This window comes from Collinsella aerofaciens, assembly GCF_005844325.1.
Lineage (GTDB): Bacteria > Actinomycetota > Coriobacteriia > Coriobacteriales > Coriobacteriaceae > Collinsella > Collinsella aerofaciens_G.
Genome location: NZ_SPFY01000004.1, coordinates 61,257 through 77,445, shown reverse-complemented (window position 1 = coordinate 77,445; position 16,189 = coordinate 61,257). Strand labels below are relative to the sequence as shown.

Below are 16,189 nucleotides of genomic sequence, written 5' to 3'. Positions count from 1 at the left end.
ACCGCAACTGATGAAGGGTTGGTTAGGCGCGCTCGAGGAAGGCCTTGTAGCCGCGATAGGCCTCGTAGATGTCGGCCTTGTTGGCGACCTCCCACAGGGCGTGCATGGACAGGACGGCAACGCCGGAGTCGATGACGTTCATGCCATACTTGGCCATGATGTAGGCGATGGTGCCGCCACCGCCCGCGTTGACGCGACCGAGCTCACAGGTCTGGAAGTCCACGCCGGCCTCGTCCATGATGTCGCGGACGAGGGCCACGTACTCGGCATCGGCGTCGTTGGAACCGCTCTTGCCGCGGCTGCCCGTGTACTTGTTAAAGCACAGGCCACGACCCATAAAGGCGGCGTTCTTCGTCTCGAACTTGCCGGCATAGCCCGGGTCGAAACCGGCGGACACGTCGGAGGAGAGCATGCGGCTGCGGGCGAGCGCGCGGCGCAGGGCCAGCGGGCTATCCTCGCCGGCGAGCGTCATGATCTCGGCGACGGTGTTCTCGAAGAAGCGGCTCGTCATACCGGTGGCACCCACGGAGCCGATCTCCTCCTTATCGACGATGAGCGTGATGCTCGTGCGCTCCACGTTGGCGACGTCGATCTGGGCGAGCATGGACGGATAGGCGCAGACACGATCGTCGTGGCCATAGCCCAAAATCATGGAGCGGTCGAGGCCCATGTCGCGGGCGGGACCGGCGGGCACGACCTCGATCTCGGCGGAGAGGAAGTCCTCCTCCTCGACGTCGTACTGCTCCTTGAGGATGTCCAGGAACATCTGCTTGACGGGCTCCTTGGGGGCGTCCTTGTCGTCCCCATCGAACTTGACGGGACGACCGCCCACGATCACGTCGAGGATCTCGGCATCGACGGCGTCCTTGGCAGGCTTGGACATCTGCTCGCTCGAGAGGTGGATCAGCAGGTCGGAGATGGTAAAGACCGGGTCGTCCGCCTTGTCGCCGATATTGATGTCGACGGTGGTACCGTCCTTTTTGCAGATGACGCCCACGAGTGCGAGCGGGGAGGCTACCCAGTGGTAGCTCTTGACGCCGCCGTAGTAGTGCGTGTCGAGGTAGGCCATGTCGCCGGCCTCGAAGGCGGGATTCTGCTTAAGGTCCAGGCGCGGCGAGTCCACGTGGGCGCCCAGGATGTTAAAGCCCTGCTCGAGCGGGGCGGTGCCCAGGTTGACGAGCATAAGGTCCTTGCCGTGGTTGGCGGCGTACACCTTGTCGCCTGCCTTGAGCTCGCGGCCCTCGGCGATCACGGTCTCCAGGTCGACGTATCCCGCCTCCTCGGCCATCTTGATGCCGGTCTTGACGCACAGGCGCTCGGTCTTGTTCTCGCTCAAAAACTGCTTATAGCCGCGGCAAAGCTCCTCGAGCTCCTCGACTTGCTGTGGCGTGTACTTTTTCCATGCGCAGGGACGCTCCATGACGCAGGCTCCTTTCGGATCGATCGTGCTGGTTGATGTACCGTGAGCCATCGTATCACGCGCGGGCCCGCGGCGGCAGGGAAGCCTGATGTGCGGTGGCCGCGGGGCGGGGAGCGTGTAAACTGGTGTGAGCAAACCGTGCCCAGCCCAAAGCGAGGTATTCAATATGTCTGACAAGCGCCGCACCTTTGCCGTTATCGACGGCAACTCGCTCATGCACCGCGCCTTCCACGCCGTGCCGCCCACCATGAATGCGCCGGACGGCCGCCCCACCAACGCGATCTTCGGCTTTCTGAACATGTTTCTCAAGATGATCGATGCCTTTAACCCCGACGGTGTGGTCGTGGCGTTTGACAAGGGCAAACCGCGCGTGCGCATGGAGATGCTGCCGCAGTATAAGGCGCAACGCCCGCCCATGGACCCCGATCTGCATGCGCAGTTTCCGATGATCAAGGAGCTGCTCACCGCGCTCAACGTGCCGATTCTGCAGTCCGAGGGCTGGGAAGGCGACGATATCCTGGGAACCATGGCGCGCCTGGGTGAAGAGGCCGGCTGCGACATGCTGCTGGTGACCGGCGACCGCGACATGTATCAACTCGTGACCGAGCACGTCAACGTGGTCTCGACCCGCAAGGGCCTGTCCGACGTGGCGATCATGACGCCCGAGAGCGTGGACGACCTGTATCACGGCATTACGCCGGCGCTCGTGCCCGATTTTTACGGTCTAAAGGGCGATACGTCGGACAACATTCCCGGCGTACCGGGCATCGGCCCCAAAAAGGCGAGCGCGCTCATCGCACAGTACGGCAGCTTGGACGAGGTCATCGCGCATGCCGACGAGGTCAAGGGCAAGATGGGCGAGAACCTGCGTGCGCACATCGACGATGCGCTGCTGAGCCGCAAGGTCGCAACCATTCGCACCGATGCGCCCGTCGAGCTCGACTTTGACGAAACGTCCTTCCCGGCGTTTTCTGCCGACGAAGTGTCCGCGGCGCTGGGCACACTTGGTATCACCGCCATGCAGAACCGTTTCTTGGCGCTGGTCGGCGGCGAGGGCGGGGCTACTGCTGCCTCCAGTGTGGTTGAGATACCTGCTATGGTTCGCGCAGCCGCCGGCGATGCCGACGCGCTTGGTGCCGTTGCGGCTGAGGTCTCCCGCGCGATTGATGCCGGCGAGTGGGTCGCCGCCGTGGTGGACGACGACAAGGAAGAGGGCGCGCTCTTTGGACTGACGCGCACGCTGTGGTTGGCGACGTCCAAGGGCCTGTTCGCGCTCGAGGAGGGCGACAGCTGTGCGGCGGCTGAGGTTGAGGGCTTCAACTTCGTTCACGGCGTGATTGCCGGCGTGCTCGCGCGTCTGTTTATGGAGGGTCGCGTGGCGAGCCCGGATATGAAGGCGCTGTTGCACGAGCTTTCGCCCGTCGATTCTTCTGAGCCCGAGCTCATGGATCCGCTCGCTACCGATTCCACGCGTATCTTCGATACCGTGGTCGCTGCCTATCTGCTGGATTCCGATCGCTCCGAGTTCGATGAGGCATATCTTGCCGATACGTATCTGCAGATGGCGCTGCCTGCGGCGCGCGGCGCAGAGGGTGCCGGTGAGGACGCTCCGGCGCCTGCCGCCCGTACTGCGGCTCTGACGCTGGCGCTCGTGGCACCGTTGCGCGAGTGCATGGCCCGTGAGAATGCCGCCAACGTGTTCGATGGCATCGAGATGCCGCTCGTTCCGGTACTTGCCAAGATGGAGCGCGCGGGCATGCTCGTGGACCCCGACCGTCTGCACAGTCTGTCCGAGGGTCTGGCGACCCAGATTACCGAGGTTGAGCGCAGTATTCGCGACCTGGCGGGTGACGAGACCTTTAATATTGGCAGCCCCATGCAGCTGTCGCACGTGCTCTTTGATGTGATGGGGCTTCCGACCAAGGGCCTCAAGAAGACTAAGCGCGGCTATTATTCGACCAACGCCAAGGTGCTGAGCGACCTTGCGCGTGACCACGAAATCGTGCGTCTGATCTTGGACTGGCGTGAGAAGTCTAAGATCAAGTCCACCTATCTGGACACGCTGGGCCCGCTACGCCGTGGTGACGGTCGCGTACACACTACGTACAACCAGACCATCACGGCAACGGGGCGTCTGTCCTCGAGCGACCCGAACCTGCAGAACATCCCGACGCGCTCGGAGCTGGGTCGTACCGTCAAGACGGCGTTTTCGGCAGGCGAGGGAAGCGTCTTTTTGGCGGTGGACTACTCGCAGATCGAGCTGCGTCTGCTGGCGCATCTCTCAGGTGACGAGCACTTGGTGCGCGCCTTTAACGAGGGCGAGGACTTCCATGCCGAGACGGCGGCGCGCGTGTTCGGTGTGCCGGTGTCCGAGGTAACGCCCGACCTGCGCAGTCGCGCCAAGGCCGTGAACTTTGGCATCGTGTATGGCCAGCAGGCCTACGGCCTGTCGCAGTCGCTGCATATCTCGATGGCCGAGGCACGCGACATGATCGACCGCTACTACGAGGCCTACCCGGGCGTGCGCACGTTCCTCGACAACGTGGTGGCACGCGCCAAGCAGACGGGCTACGCCGAGACCATGTACGGCCGCCGTCGTCATATTCCGGAGCTCAAGGCCAAAAACCCGCAACTCCGCGGCTTTGGCGAGCGCACGGCCATGAACCATCCCATGCAGGGAACCGCCGCCGACATCATCAAGATCGCGATGGCCCGCGTAAGCCGCCGCCTGGAAGAGGAAGGCTTTGCCGCCCACATGATCCTGCAAGTGCACGACGAACTGGACTTTGAGTGCCCCATCGACGAAGTCGAGCGCCTAACCACCATGGTCCGCGACGTCATGGAGCACGTAGTAGACCTCCGCGTCCCCCTAATCGCCGAAGCCAGCACCGGCATAACCTGGGCCGACGCGAAATAGAAAAACAGCCACAGGTCCAAAGCAGCCAAACCAGAAGGGAGTCCCTTTCAGCAAGGAACTCCCTTCATCCATAATTATTCAGCCAAGTATCTAGACGCCAAGACGCCATCTAGGCGGCAAGCAAGTCACCCTAGGACCTGGCCGGGCGAGGCGGGTAAGTTTTTCGTAGATTCCGCACGAGCCGGAAAGCACTTAATGTGCTTTCCGAGCGAGCCCAGGACCTGACCGAACGAAAAACTTACCCGTCTCGCCCGGCCAGGTCCGACGAGCCACGTTAACGAGCCGCCAAGATGGCGTCGATGAGCGTCAGTACGCCCCCGTCGTTGTTGCTCGGAATGCGCCATTTGGCATGCGCGTTCATGTGCTCCTCGGCATTGTCCACGATAAAGCTGTGACCGACGCGCTCCAGCATGGGGATGTCGTTGTAGGTGTCGCCCACGGCGGCAGCATCGGCAATATCGATGCCCAGGTGCTCGCACAGGTGAGCGACGCCGGCGCCCTTGTCGACGCCCAGGTTCATAAAGTCGATCCACTCGCGCCCAGCGTTGGTGACGTAGAGTTTGTCCGAGAACTCGGGGCTATAGGTCTCGCGGAAAGCGGGCTCGGCGTCGTAGCCGGGGAAGAAGACCGAAATCTTGTTGGACTCGAAATCAATGCCCTCAAAGCTGTCTACGTAGTTGATTGTGTTGTAGTAGACGCTGATCTCGTCGTGGTATTGATGGTCGCGGGCAAGCACGTAGAACTCGTCGAAGCAGCACAGGACGGGGACAGCGCGAGGATCCTCCGAGGCACGGTTCAAGACCTGCTGATACAGCTCCACGTCAATATTGCTTTTATAGATATAGCTGCCGCGATAGATCACGCACGCTCCGTTGTCGGGACAAAAGGCGAGGCGGTTCTTGATGCCCTCGAACATCTCCTCGAGCTTGGGGGCGGGACGTCCGCTGGCGGGGCAGAATACGATGCCGGCGTCGGCGAGCTTGTCCAGGCGCTCATCAAGACCCTGGGGCAGCACACGCTCGTCGGTCAGCAGCGTCTTGTCCATATCGACGGCGAGAATCTTAATGTTGCCGATGTTGGCGTCCGATTCGTAAGTTTGCATAAAAATGCGCCTTTCGTTTCGAGATTGTTTCAGACGTTATAACCATCAACTAGTAGTCGAGCGTATTTTCGCAGGAATGGTGCGTATTTGCACCACGCTTCACAAAGTAATGAAAAAACTTTTCAGAAATTTGAATTTGTCGCTTGTGCTGCGGGCACTTTAGCGTAATATAGCGACCATCGAAAACGGAGACGGAAAAACAACCGCTTACCGAGTAAAAGGTACCGTTTACGATATTTGAATTGCGCCCGGCGATACGTGAAAGGAGAGGCAGATGCAGTTCGTAAAGATCATCACCACTGCAGACAATGCCATCCGACGCCAGCGCGCAATTTCCCGACGACGATAACAATCGTCTCTGTCCGCATGGGGCGAATTGCCTCAACAGAGTCATTTTGAGGTCGTTGGGTTTTAGCACGACATTGCTGCATGTTTCTAGGGCATGTATGTGCTGATTTTTGCTATTTAACCTGATATTGCACGGTATATGACCTTGAAATGACTTGCAACTGACCGATGTTCTAACTAGCTACCAAGGGCGAAAGGAAACAGCCATGAGCAAGGAAAAAGTCGTTCTCGCATATTCCGGTGGTCTTGATACATCCGTATGTGTCAAGTGGCTCCAGGACGAGAAGAATCTCGATGTCGTTTGCGTCTGCGGCAACGTGGGCCAGGAAGAGACCGGACTGGATGCCAAGAAGCAGAAGGCGCTCGACCTGGGCGTTCTCGATTGCCAGGTGCTCGACCTGCGCGACGAGTTCTCCGATGAGTTCCTGACCAAAGCCATCGCCGCAAACTCCATGTACGAGAATAAGTATCCGCTGCTCTCCGCCCTGTCTCGCCCGCTGCTTGCCAAGAAGCTTGTTGAGGTCGCCCACGAGTTTGGCGCGACCTACGTCGCCCACGGCTGCACTGGCAAAGGTAACGATCAGGTCCGTTTTGAGGCCGCCGTCAAGGCCCTCGACCCCGAGCTCAAGGTTATCGCCCCGGTTCGCGAGTGGGACCTGAAGTGCCGTCCCGACGAGGTCGCCTATGCCCACGCCCACAACGTGCCGGTTCCCGAGGGTGCCAACGACAACCCCTACTCCATCGACGACAACCTGTGGGGTCGCGCCATCGAGTGCGGTCACCTGGAGGACCCTTGGAATGAGCCGCTCGATGACGCTTGGGTTATGACCAAGAACCCCGAGGACACGCCTGACACCCCGACCTATACCGAGATCGAGTTTGAGGCCGGCAAGCCTGTCGCCGTCGACGGCAAGAAGATGAAGCTCTCCGAGATCGTCATCGCCCTCAACAAGATTTCGGGCGACAACGGCTTTGGCCGTCTTGACCTGGTCGAGGATCGTCTGGTGGGCCTCAAGAGCCGCGAGTGCTATGAGGTTCCCGGCGCCCTGACGCTCATCACCGCCCACAAGGCGCTCGAGGACATCTGCGTCGAGGGCGACCTGCTCAAGACCAAGATCAAGCTCGAGCAGGATTGGGCCACCGCCGTGTACAACGGCCAGTGGTACAGCCCGCTCAAGAACGCGCTCGACGCCTTTATGGCCGATACCCAGAAGTTCGTGACCGGCACTGTCCGTCTGAAGTTCTTTAAGGGCAACTGCCATGTCGTCGGCCGCAAGAGTCCCTTCAGCCTCTACGACTACGGCCTGGCTACCTACGACCGCGACACCACGTTTGACGAGAAGGCCAGCGCCGGCTTTATCGAGATCGATACGCTGTCGCTCAAGACGTGGGCAAAGGTCCAGGGCCCCAGCTCTGCTGCTGCCCAGGCCTAGCGCCTCCTTCCCTTGGTATCCGCGCGGCCCATCCGCGTGATACATAACGGGCGCACGGGGTCCCTACCTTTCGTTATGCTTGCTGACACTTCTTAACATCGGTGGCCCCTACGTTCCGCCCGCATATATGATGCCGCGTCTGCGGCTGAGTCCGAGCCCCGCCGGGGTTGTCCGGCGGGGCTCCTTCTATCAATTTGGCGGCTCTGTGCCTATATATATGAGGAGTATCCATTATGTTCAATGCTATCGCGCATGCTTTGCTTGCCCTCGCGCCCGAGTTCGATGCTGTAAGGGTCGAGGACGTTCCTATGAGCCTGAAGGCCTGGATCGATGGTTCGCAGGGCAACATCCGGAGGGAGACGTTGGGCGCCAAGTGCATGGTGCGTCACTTCTTTGCAAATTAGCCACATGGCCCCGCGCGCGGCAGGGAGTGTGTAAAACTAGCGGTTGATAAATCGCTTTAGCGACAGGGCACATTGCTTTGGACGCTTGTTTTGGTATTTGGAGAAAGGAGACGGTTCCATGGCTCTTTGGGGCGGTCGTTTTGAGGCGGGCGTGGCCGAGGTCACGCAGGAGTTTGGCGCGTCGCTGCCGGTCGACAAACATCTCTATAAGCAGGATATCGCCGGCTCTAAGGCGCATGCCAAGATGTTGGCCGCCCAGGGCATCATCAGTGCCGAGGACGAGCAGGCGATTGCCAAGGGCCTGACCGGAATCGAACAGGATATCGATGCCGGCAACTTTACCTTCGACATCAACGATGAGGACATTCATATGTCCATCGAGAGCGAGCTGACGCGTCGCATCGGCGAGGCTGGCAAGCGCTTGCATACTGGGCGTTCGCGCAACGACCAGGTGGCGACCGATACGCGCCTGGGCGTCAAGGCGCTGGCCAAGGAGCTCATGGAGGCCAATCTTGAGCTGCGCCATGTGCTGGTGGATGCGGCCAAGAAGTACGACAAGGTGATTCTGCCGGGCTACACGCACATGCAACATGCTCAGCCCGTGCTGCTGTCGCATCACCTGCTGGCGTATTCCTGGATGTTCGCGCGCGACTTTACGCGTTTGAAGGCCGCCTTTGATGCTGCCGACAACTGCCCGCTGGGTGCCGCTGCGCTTGCCGGTACGAGCTATCCGCTCGATCGCCAGATGACGGCTGCCGAACTTGGCTTTGCGGGCGTGATCCCCAACTCGCTCGATGCCGTTTCCGACCGTGATTTTCTGCTCGATCTGCATTACGCCGGATCCGTCATGGCGATGCACCTGGCGCGTCTTTCCGAGGAGATCGTACTGTGGTCGAGCTCCGAATTTGGCTTTATCACGCTTTCCGACTCGTACTCCACTGGCTCGTCCATCATGCCGCAGAAGAAGAACCCCGACTTTGCCGAGCTTATCCGCGGCAAGAGCGGTCGCGTGTACGGCAACCTGGTGCAGCTGCTGGTAACCATGAAGGGCCTGCCGCTTGCTTATAACAAGGACTTGCAGGAGGACAAGGAGGGCGCGCTCGATACCGCCCATACGCTCATGCAGTGCCTGTCCGTTATGGCCGGAATGATTTCGACTTGGACCGTCAACGAGGATGCCATGGCGCGCGAGTGCGGCGTGGGGCACCTTGCCGCCACCGATGTTGCCGATTACCTGGCCAAGCGTGGCCTGCCGTTCCGCGAGGCACATGCCGTGGTGGGCCATCTGGTCCTGATGTGCGAGAAGCGCGGCTGCAATCTTGAGGACCTGCCGTTTGAGGTGTTCCAGGAGGCAAGCCCGCTCTTTGAGCGCGACATTACCGAGGCGCTCGATATCCCGTCGATTGTCACCGCGCGCACGACCGAGGGCGGCACCGCTCCTGCCGCCGTTGCCGTGCAGTTGCAGCGTGCCGAGGCACAGCTCGTGGCTGACGAGGGCGTGTTTGGATCGCTGACCAAGGTCGTCGAGATGGGTCACGGGGCAAAGTAGAGGTTTGGCTGAAGCCGTTTTGGCCATGTATTGATAAATCGTTTTCGCTTTACGGGCGCCTGCTGATGTGGGAGCCCGTATTTTGTTGCTATGGGGGAGGGGCTTGTCGAGAACTTCTGTAGGACCTTTGGGCAGGTTGTGAAGGGGATACGTTCGCGGGCGGCAACCGACCGCCTGCTCTGTTCGGCGCAGTTGATGGGCGGTCGGATGGTACTCTAATCGGGCTTCGAAACAGAAGTGACACATATGGAGCGCTTTAATAAATTGCAACGTTTCAATAAACAGCTTTTTGTTTAACTGCAGCTAAAACTCTGTTACGATGCAGTCCAGGCGGGTGCCGGAATGGGACTTGGGCACGCGCGAACCTACTTGAAAGGCTACTTTTATGGCTATCGAGAAGACCTTCATCATGATTAAGCCCGACGCCGTGCGCGACCGCAAGATCGGCGAGATCGTTGCTCGCATTGAGCGCAGCGGCCTTGTCATCGAGCGCATGGAGATGACCACGCTCGAGCGCGCTACCGTCGAGGAGCACTACGCCCATCTGGCCGACAAGCCCTTCTTTGGCGGTCTCTGCGACTTTATGACGAGCGGTCCGGTCGTCAAGATGGTCGTTTCCGGTCTCTCCGCTGTTGCTAAGATGCGCACCCTCATGGGCGCTACCAACCCGCTTGAGGCTGCTCCTGGTACCATCCGCGGCGACTTTGCCGTCGATGTCAACGCCAACGTGATCCACGGCTCCGACTGCCTGGAGAACGCCGAGATTGAGATCAAGCGCTTCTTTGGCTAAACCAGCTTTGACTCCTTAAAGCTGTTAGCGTGTGGCTTGGGCGCCGCGGAACTCCATCCGCGGCGCCCTTTTATTCCAAAATCTATGCAGGGGCCCGCTCGGACATGTGTTCCGAGCGGGCCCCTGCTGTTAGCTTGTGGCACTGAATAGTTTAGGCTTCGTCGACGATCTTAAGGGCGCGCGTGTGATCGATCTCGTTGAGGAGGTTAACGCGACGCTCGTGACGACCGCCCTCAAACTCGGCGTCGAGCCACTCGTCGACGATCATCTTGGCGAGCTCGGAGCCCACGACGCGGGCGCCAAAAGCGAGCACGTTGGTATTGTTGTGCATGCGGGAGAGCTTGGCGCTGAAGGGCTCGGAGCACACGACGGCGCGTACGCCCTCGACCTTGTTGGCAGCCAGGCTGATACCGACGCCGGTGCCACAGATCAGGATGCCTAGATCGACGTCGCCGTTGGCAACGGCCTTACCCACCTTGTAGCCGGCGATGGGGTAGTCAAAGCTCTCGGAGGTGTCGGTGCCAAAGTTCACGACCTCGCAGCCGCGCTCCTTCAGGTGCTCGGAGATGATGTTCTTGAGCTCGACGGCGGCGTGGTCGTTACCGATACCGATCTTCATGGATAGTTCCTCTCTGGTCTGTGCGGCGAGATTGCTAAAGGTTTTACCGCGTTCGACTGCATGATAGCGCGACTTTTGTGTAAACGCTTGGGCGTTTTTTGGTCAAACGCTTTAGCATGCAACAAGACCGGTTTCTCATGAATGAATGCCGTCAGTTTGCGCCTGAATGCCGTCTACCGGAACCTGGGTTGCGGTTTTTGATGCATTGTTATCAAATAAAAGAGCTAATTATTATTGAGAGCCCAGCCCGTTATACAAGTAGGAGATACCTATGCCTGCCGATTCCCTTCGTGATGCCGCGTTTTGCGATGTTTTGAACCGCGAACTTGTTTGTGCACTCGGCTGCACCGAGCCCATTGCCGTTGCTTATGCAGCGGCGCTGGCGAGCCAGACGCTCGGTTGCGAACCCGATCATATGGATGTTGCCTGCTCGGGCAACATCATCAAGAACGTCAAGAGCGTGACCGTGCCCAACTCGGGCGGTATGCACGGTATTGAGGCCGCGGCCGTGCTGGGTGCCGTGGGCGGCGACGCCAAGAGCGCGCTCGAGGTGCTCGAGAGCGTCGATGACGCGGACCGCGCCCGCGTGGCCGAGCTGCTTGCCGATGCGGACTACTGCGATGTGTCGCTTGTCGAGGGTGTGCCCAACCTCTACATCAAGGTGACTGCGACGGCCGGGGGCCATACCGCGGTCGTCGAGATTACCGATCACCACACTAATGTCACGTGCCATACGCTCGACGGTATTCCGGTATGCGGTAAGTCGGCGGGGGAGTGCGCCGCCTGCGCCGAGCGCGTGGTGGCCGAGCGTGCGGCAGATAACGCCGACACGCCCATGTCGATCGAGACCATCATCGACTTTATCGAGGATGGTGACATTGAGGACGCCCGCGCTGCCGTTGAGCGTCAGATTGAGCTGAATGGCGCGATCAGTGCCGAGGGTCTCGCGCACGCTTGGGGCGCCGAGGTGGGCCGTACGCTGCTGGGTGCTCGTGCCGATGACGTCGCCTGCCGCGCCCGTGCCCGTGCGGCCGCCGGGTCCGACGCCCGCATGAACGGTTGCGCGCTGCCGGTCGCCATTGTGTGCGGCTCGGGCAATCAGGGCATTACCTGCGCATTGCCCGTCATGGAGTATGCCGAGTACCTGCGTTGCGACCACGAGCGCCTGGTGCGCGCCGTGATGCTGTCCGATCTTATCGCCGTGCATATCAAGAGCTATATTGGTGCGCTTTCGGCGTTTTGCGGTGCTATTTGCGCTGCGTGCGGCGCCGGCGCTGCGATTACCTGGCTGTGCGGTGGCACGCGCGAACAGATTGGCGCGACCGTCTCGAACACGCTCGGTAACGTGGGCGGCATCGTGTGCGACGGCGCCAAGGCGAGCTGTGCCGCCAAGATCTCGGCTGCCGTCGATGCGGCGATTCTGGGCCATGATATGGCCATGCAGGGTCGCGGCTTCCGCGCCGGCGAGGGCCTGATCCAAGATACCGTTGAGCAAACAATCGCCAGTATGGGCTACGTAGGCCGCGTGGGCATGAAGGACACCGACATCGAGATCCTCAACATCATGATCGGCAAAACCCAGGTGTGCTAGTTACGCGGTTTTACCAAACCGCGTAACCAGTCGACGCTGCAAATGCCCCTAAGCGGCAATCTGCCTTTCAATCGTCGGGCATGGCCAGAAGGCCTATGCCCTCCTCTTTCAAGGCACATTGCTCGCTTAGGGGCATTTTCGCTGACTTGTGCTCAACCTGCGGCGATATTTGGTTTGGAGCGAGGGGTCCTACGACAGTTCGTCGGCTACTTGGTGTTCGTAGAAGGCTTCGATTACGGCGTTAAAGTCGCGGGCGAAGTCTTCCATGGTTCCGCGCCAGGTGGCTCGGCCGGGTTTTCCCTGGCCAACATAGGCAGTTTGAATGCCGCAGGCGGGACTGGGGAAGTCGCGCTTGGGATCGTTGCCCACCATAAGGACCTCGTGTGGCTCGAGCCCCATCACCTGAAGCTGCTCTAGATAGTAGGTGGCATCGGGCTTGCAGCGGGTGGCGTTTCCCATGTGCGTCACGAGTTCAAAGGGGGCGTCGGCCAGGTCGCCCCAACCCATGCGGCACTCGATGGCCCCCTGGGGAAAGCTGGGGTTGGTAAAGAGCGCGCAGCGCAGCCCTGCGTCCTGTACGGCCTGGAGCGCGGCGTGTGCGCCCGGCATGGCGTGGGCGTTAATGATATCGTCGTTCTTGTACGGAAGAACTTCGCGGTCATAGTAGGTAAACGCCTCGTAGATGAGGGGATCGGAGAGGCAGATCCCGCATCGGCGCTCGACCTCTTCTTGGTAAAACTCAAGATTGGTGCGGTTGTCCGTGCCGCTGCGGCGATTGGCGTTGAGGTCGACCAGGATGGTGCCGAGGCGCGCCATCGTGCCACCGCGGCTGCGGCGCCCGATATCCGCGAGCATCGAAGAGACATCCTTAAAATAGCGAAGGATGAACGCGTTGAGGTTGATGCTGAGAAGCGTTTCGTCCATATCGAAAACGACTGCTTTGAGCACGCGGGCACCTTTCTCGAAAAATCGATCTAGAATCGTTGGCTCCGGATACTTTACCCCAAAGCCGAATGCCTGGCTGGTTATCGTCAAGTTGCGGAGACGTGTGTTCATAAGATTACGAAAAAGTCTCCACACGAGTAAAAAATCGCAGTTCACGCTTGAAATCGAACTCATTTCCCCGTAACCTATACGAACGTGATTGCATAAGCGTCACATTAGTATCTGTCGGCTCCCGAGTGTTCCTAAACGTTGTGTGCTTGTCGCACCCTTCTGTAGGTCCTAGCAATCGGGGCCCCGTAGTTCGAAAGGGGTCCACCTTTGAGTGAGATTCAGAACTCGTCCATTTTCTCTCTTGACGATGTCAACGAGGAGGAGATGAACAACCTCATCGACGGTACGATTACCGACTTTGATGAGGGCGATCTCGTTAACGGCACTGTCGTTAAGATCGAGCATGACGAGGTGCTCGTTGACATCGGATTCAAGTCCGAGGGCGTTATCCCGGTCCGCGAGCTGTCCATCCGCAAGGACGCTAACCCTGCAGACATCGTTGCACTCGGTGATCCCATCGAGGCTCTGGTACTCCAGAAGGAGGACAAGGACGGTCGTCTGGTCCTGTCCAAGAAGCGTGCCGAGTACGAGCGTGCTTGGAACCGCATCGAGGAGAAGTTCAACTCCGGCGAGAACGTCGAGGGCGAGGTTATCGAGGTTGTCAAGGGCGGCCTGATCCTCGACATCGGCCTGCGTGGCTTCCTGCCCGCCTCCCTCGTCGACCTCCGTCGCGTCAAGGACCTCACCTCCTACATGGGCACCCGCATCGAGGCCCGCGTCATCGAGATGGACCGCAACCGCAACAACGTCGTCCTCTCCCGTCGCGTCGTGCTCGAGGAGTCCCGTAAGGCCGAGCGCTCCGAGATCCTGTCCAAGCTCAAGTCTGGCATGCGTCTCCAGGGCACCGTTTCCTCCATCGTCGACTTCGGCGCCTTCGTCGACCTCGGTGGTATCGACGGCCTCATCCACATTTCCGAGCTCTCCTGGAACCACGTCAACCATCCTTCCGAGGTTGTCAAGGTCGGCCAGGAGGTCGAGGTCGAGGTTCTCGACGTCGATCTCAACCGCGAGCGCATCTCCCTGGGTCTCAAGCAGACCACCGAGGATCCGTGGCGCGCACTGGTCAAGAAGTACCCCGTCGGCGCTATCGTCGAGGGCACTGTGACCAAGCTTGTCCCGTTTGGCGCTTTCGTCGACCTGGGCGAGGGCATCGAGGGCCTGGTGCACATCTCCGAGATGGCCAACAAGCACGTCGACCAGCCTTCTCAGGTCACCCACGTGGGCGACAAGGTTCAGGTCAAGGTCATGGAGATCGACCTCGACCGTCGTCGTATCTCTCTGTCCATGAAGTCCGCTGCTGAGACTCTGGGCGTCGAGATCGAGGTTACCCCGCTTCCTTCCGAGAAGAAGGACGAGGAGACCGACGCCGAGTAAATCGGTTTGACGATCACTTGTTTTAAGGGATCCGTTCGCAATGGACGGGTCCCTTTTTGCTTTCGCTGCTGATGCACGCGATGCTACCCGGGCTGTCCACAGGCTATTGGGTTGTCGGTGAATAAAAAAATGCCGACATCCCGCCTCGGGGAGGAGGCGGGAACGCACCGAGTAGACGGAGGGGTGCGGAGCGCGGTCGCGTCTCGACTGACGACATTGCCCATCGACAACCCTATTGTACTGCATGGCGTGGTTCTTGGTTTATCGTGTCGAACGCTTGTGTTGTGCCATTGCCTGCGGCAACGGTGTGCTACACTCTTGCACTGCTGAGTGGGCCAGACGGTCGCGCGATGTGCTGTTTGCAGTACGCGTGAGGAAAGTCCGGGCTCCAGAGGGCGGGATGCCGGCTAACGGCCGGGCGGAGTGATCCGACGGAAAGCGCCGCAGAAAAGAAGACTCCCACCTGCGCCGCAAGGCGTAAAGGGAAAAGCTGAAACGGTGGTGTAAGAGACCACCAGCGTCGTGGCAACACGGCGGCTTGGCAAGCCCCATCCGGAGCAAGCGCGAATAGGAACGCTATGGGCCGGCCCGGTCCGCGTTCGGGTAGCGTGCGTGGAGCTGCACGGTAACGTGCAGACAAGATAAATGACCGTTCACGACAGAACCCGGCTTATAGGCCCGCTCAGCACTTTGCTGACGCTGCGAACCCGTCAGCGCGGCAATCTGCCTTTCAAGCCTTCGGGCATGACCATAAGGTCAATGCCCTCGTCTTTCAAGGCACCTTGCTCGCGCTGACGGGTTCTCGCTTTCGTTGACGGAATCATAGGTGGCTTCGTTCTTTTTACCGAGGTTATCGGTACGGTCTTTGCCGTATTATTGAGGCTGTTTGTTGCTTTGCTTGTTGTTGAGGGGCTTTGTTGGACAGCTATTTTACTCTGCAATCGAATATTGAGGCTTCGGGCGAGTTTGTGGACCGCAAGAGCCGGTTTATTGCCCAGCTGGTCCATATTGAGTCCGAGGATGAGGCGAATGCCTTTATCGAGATGGTTCGCAAGCGTCATTACGACGCTCGACACAATGTTCCCGCGTGGATTTTGGTCGATGGGCGCGAGCGCCAGAGCGATGATGGTGAGCCGAGCCGCACGAGCGGCATGCCGACGCTCGAGGTGCTGCGCGGTGCGGGGCTCAAAAAAGTTTGCTGCGTGGTGACGCGCTATTTTGGTGGCACGCTGTTGGGGCCTGGTGGCTTGGTACGCGCCTATACCGCGGCGACGCAGGCGGCGGTGGCCGCGGCTCAGGAGGCAGGGCAGATCGTTGAGATGACAAGCGTCGTGCCTGTTGACGTGCATGTGGCCTATCCGCAGTATGAGCAGGCGCTTCGTTTGGCGCAGGATTCGGGTGCCAAGGTTTCGGATACCGATTACGCGGATGCCGTGACGATTCATTTGGTGTTTAAGGCGGGGGAGCAGGAGTCATTTTGCGCTAAGATTCGCGAGCTTATGGCGGGGCGCGAGGAGATTGAGGTCGGCGCTCCCGAATTTGCCGAGTTCTAACGGCGACGGCCGGCGTGCTTTTGGATGGATCCC

General features: G+C 59.8%; 12 protein-coding genes and 1 other RNA gene. 9 read left to right on the top strand and 4 right to left on the bottom strand.

Annotated features, from left to right (window positions below; all coding sequences use genetic code 11):
* Positions 1-22 precede the first annotated feature (22 nt).
* Positions 23-1,420 (bottom strand): aminopeptidase, encoded by a 1,398-nt coding sequence (locus tag FGQ61_RS02480; protein ID WP_138374467.1) that lies wholly within the window; start codon positions 1,418-1,420, stop codon positions 23-25.
* 166 nt (positions 1,421-1,586) lie between these two features.
* Here FGQ61_RS02480 and polA point away from each other — a divergent pair, with 166 nt between their 5' ends.
* Complete coding sequence (gene polA / locus FGQ61_RS02475) at positions 1,587-4,337, top strand: DNA polymerase I (protein ID WP_138374466.1); 2,751 nt, start codon at positions 1,587-1,589, stop codon at positions 4,335-4,337.
* Between the two features lie 274 nt (positions 4,338-4,611).
* On the opposite strand, the gene FGQ61_RS02470 is transcribed toward polA, so the two are convergent.
* On the bottom strand, positions 4,612-5,439 hold the full coding sequence (locus FGQ61_RS02470; RefSeq protein ID WP_117746767.1) for a Cof-type HAD-IIB family hydrolase: 828 nt from the start codon (positions 5,437-5,439) through the stop codon (positions 4,612-4,614).
* A gap of 554 nt (positions 5,440-5,993) precedes the next feature.
* Here FGQ61_RS02470 and FGQ61_RS02465 point away from each other — a divergent pair.
* From FGQ61_RS02465 to ndk, 4 genes are all read left to right on the top strand, one after another.
* Positions 5,994-7,220: an argininosuccinate synthase gene (locus FGQ61_RS02465; protein ID WP_035138001.1), complete on the top strand. Its 1,227-nt coding sequence runs from the start codon at positions 5,994-5,996 to the stop codon at positions 7,218-7,220.
* A gap of 233 nt (positions 7,221-7,453) precedes the next feature.
* Complete coding sequence (locus tag FGQ61_RS09570; protein ID WP_161144721.1) at positions 7,454-7,624, top strand: hypothetical protein; 171 nt, start codon at positions 7,454-7,456, stop codon at positions 7,622-7,624.
* Positions 7,625-7,742: 118 nt separating this feature from the next.
* A complete protein-coding gene (gene argH, locus FGQ61_RS02460; RefSeq protein ID WP_138374465.1) occupies positions 7,743-9,173 on the top strand; it encodes an argininosuccinate lyase in 1,431 nt (476 codons plus the stop codon).
* 385 nt (positions 9,174-9,558) lie between these two features.
* Complete coding sequence (gene ndk, locus FGQ61_RS02455) at positions 9,559-9,963, top strand: nucleoside-diphosphate kinase (RefSeq protein WP_035138006.1); 405 nt, start codon at positions 9,559-9,561, stop codon at positions 9,961-9,963.
* A 151-nt stretch (positions 9,964-10,114) separates the two neighbouring features.
* Here ndk and rpiB read toward each other — a convergent pair whose 3' ends face one another.
* Positions 10,115-10,582, bottom strand: coding sequence for a ribose 5-phosphate isomerase B (gene rpiB, locus FGQ61_RS02450; protein ID WP_117762860.1), 468 nt, complete (start codon positions 10,580-10,582; stop codon positions 10,115-10,117).
* A gap of 271 nt (positions 10,583-10,853) precedes the next feature.
* Here rpiB and FGQ61_RS02445 point away from each other — a divergent pair, with 271 nt between their 5' ends.
* Positions 10,854-12,173: an L-cysteine desulfidase family protein gene (locus FGQ61_RS02445; protein ID WP_138374464.1), complete on the top strand. Its 1,320-nt coding sequence runs from the start codon at positions 10,854-10,856 to the stop codon at positions 12,171-12,173.
* A 189-nt stretch (positions 12,174-12,362) separates the two neighbouring features.
* On the opposite strand, the gene FGQ61_RS02440 is transcribed toward FGQ61_RS02445, so the two are convergent.
* Positions 12,363-13,121, bottom strand: coding sequence for an HAD family hydrolase (locus FGQ61_RS02440; protein ID WP_138374463.1), 759 nt, complete (start codon positions 13,119-13,121; stop codon positions 12,363-12,365).
* A 315-nt stretch (positions 13,122-13,436) separates the two neighbouring features.
* Here FGQ61_RS02440 and rpsA point away from each other — a divergent pair, with 315 nt between their 5' ends.
* The 3 genes from rpsA to FGQ61_RS02425 all read left to right on the top strand — a co-directional run bounded on the left by rpsA (position 13,437) and on the right by FGQ61_RS02425 (position 16,156).
* Positions 13,437-14,603 carry a 30S ribosomal protein S1 gene (rpsA, locus tag FGQ61_RS02435; protein ID WP_022095232.1) on the top strand — a complete coding sequence of 389 codons (1,167 nt, stop codon included), beginning with the start codon at positions 13,437-13,439 and terminating at the stop codon, positions 14,601-14,603.
* A 327-nt stretch (positions 14,604-14,930) separates the two neighbouring features.
* An RNA gene (rnpB, locus tag FGQ61_RS02430) (RNase P RNA component class A) lies at positions 14,931-15,292 on the top strand.
* 225 nt (positions 15,293-15,517) lie between these two features.
* Positions 15,518-16,156 carry an IMPACT family protein gene (locus FGQ61_RS02425; protein ID WP_171021483.1) on the top strand — a complete coding sequence of 213 codons (639 nt, stop codon included), beginning with the start codon at positions 15,518-15,520 and terminating at the stop codon, positions 16,154-16,156.
* Positions 16,157-16,189 lie beyond the last annotated feature (33 nt).

Bases quoted from the DNA above. Each gene is read 5' to 3' on its own strand.
- FGQ61_RS02480 (WP_138374467.1), bottom strand. From the start codon at position 1,420: ATGGAGCGTCCCTGCGCATGGAAAAAGTACACGCCACAGCAAGTCGAG.
- polA (WP_138374466.1), top strand. From the start codon at position 1,587: ATGTCTGACAAGCGCCGCACCTTTGCCGTTATCGACGGCAACTCGCTC.
- FGQ61_RS02470 (WP_117746767.1), bottom strand. From the start codon at position 5,439: ATGCAAACTTACGAATCGGACGCCAACATCGGCAACATTAAGATTCTC.
- FGQ61_RS02465 (WP_035138001.1), top strand. From the start codon at position 5,994: ATGAGCAAGGAAAAAGTCGTTCTCGCATATTCCGGTGGTCTTGATACA.
- FGQ61_RS09570 (WP_161144721.1), top strand. From the start codon at position 7,454: ATGTTCAATGCTATCGCGCATGCTTTGCTTGCCCTCGCGCCCGAGTTC.
- argH (WP_138374465.1), top strand. From the start codon at position 7,743: ATGGCTCTTTGGGGCGGTCGTTTTGAGGCGGGCGTGGCCGAGGTCACG.
- ndk (WP_035138006.1), top strand. From the start codon at position 9,559: ATGGCTATCGAGAAGACCTTCATCATGATTAAGCCCGACGCCGTGCGC.
- rpiB (WP_117762860.1), bottom strand. From the start codon at position 10,582: ATGAAGATCGGTATCGGTAACGACCACGCCGCCGTCGAGCTCAAGAAC.
- FGQ61_RS02445 (WP_138374464.1), top strand. From the start codon at position 10,854: ATGCCTGCCGATTCCCTTCGTGATGCCGCGTTTTGCGATGTTTTGAAC.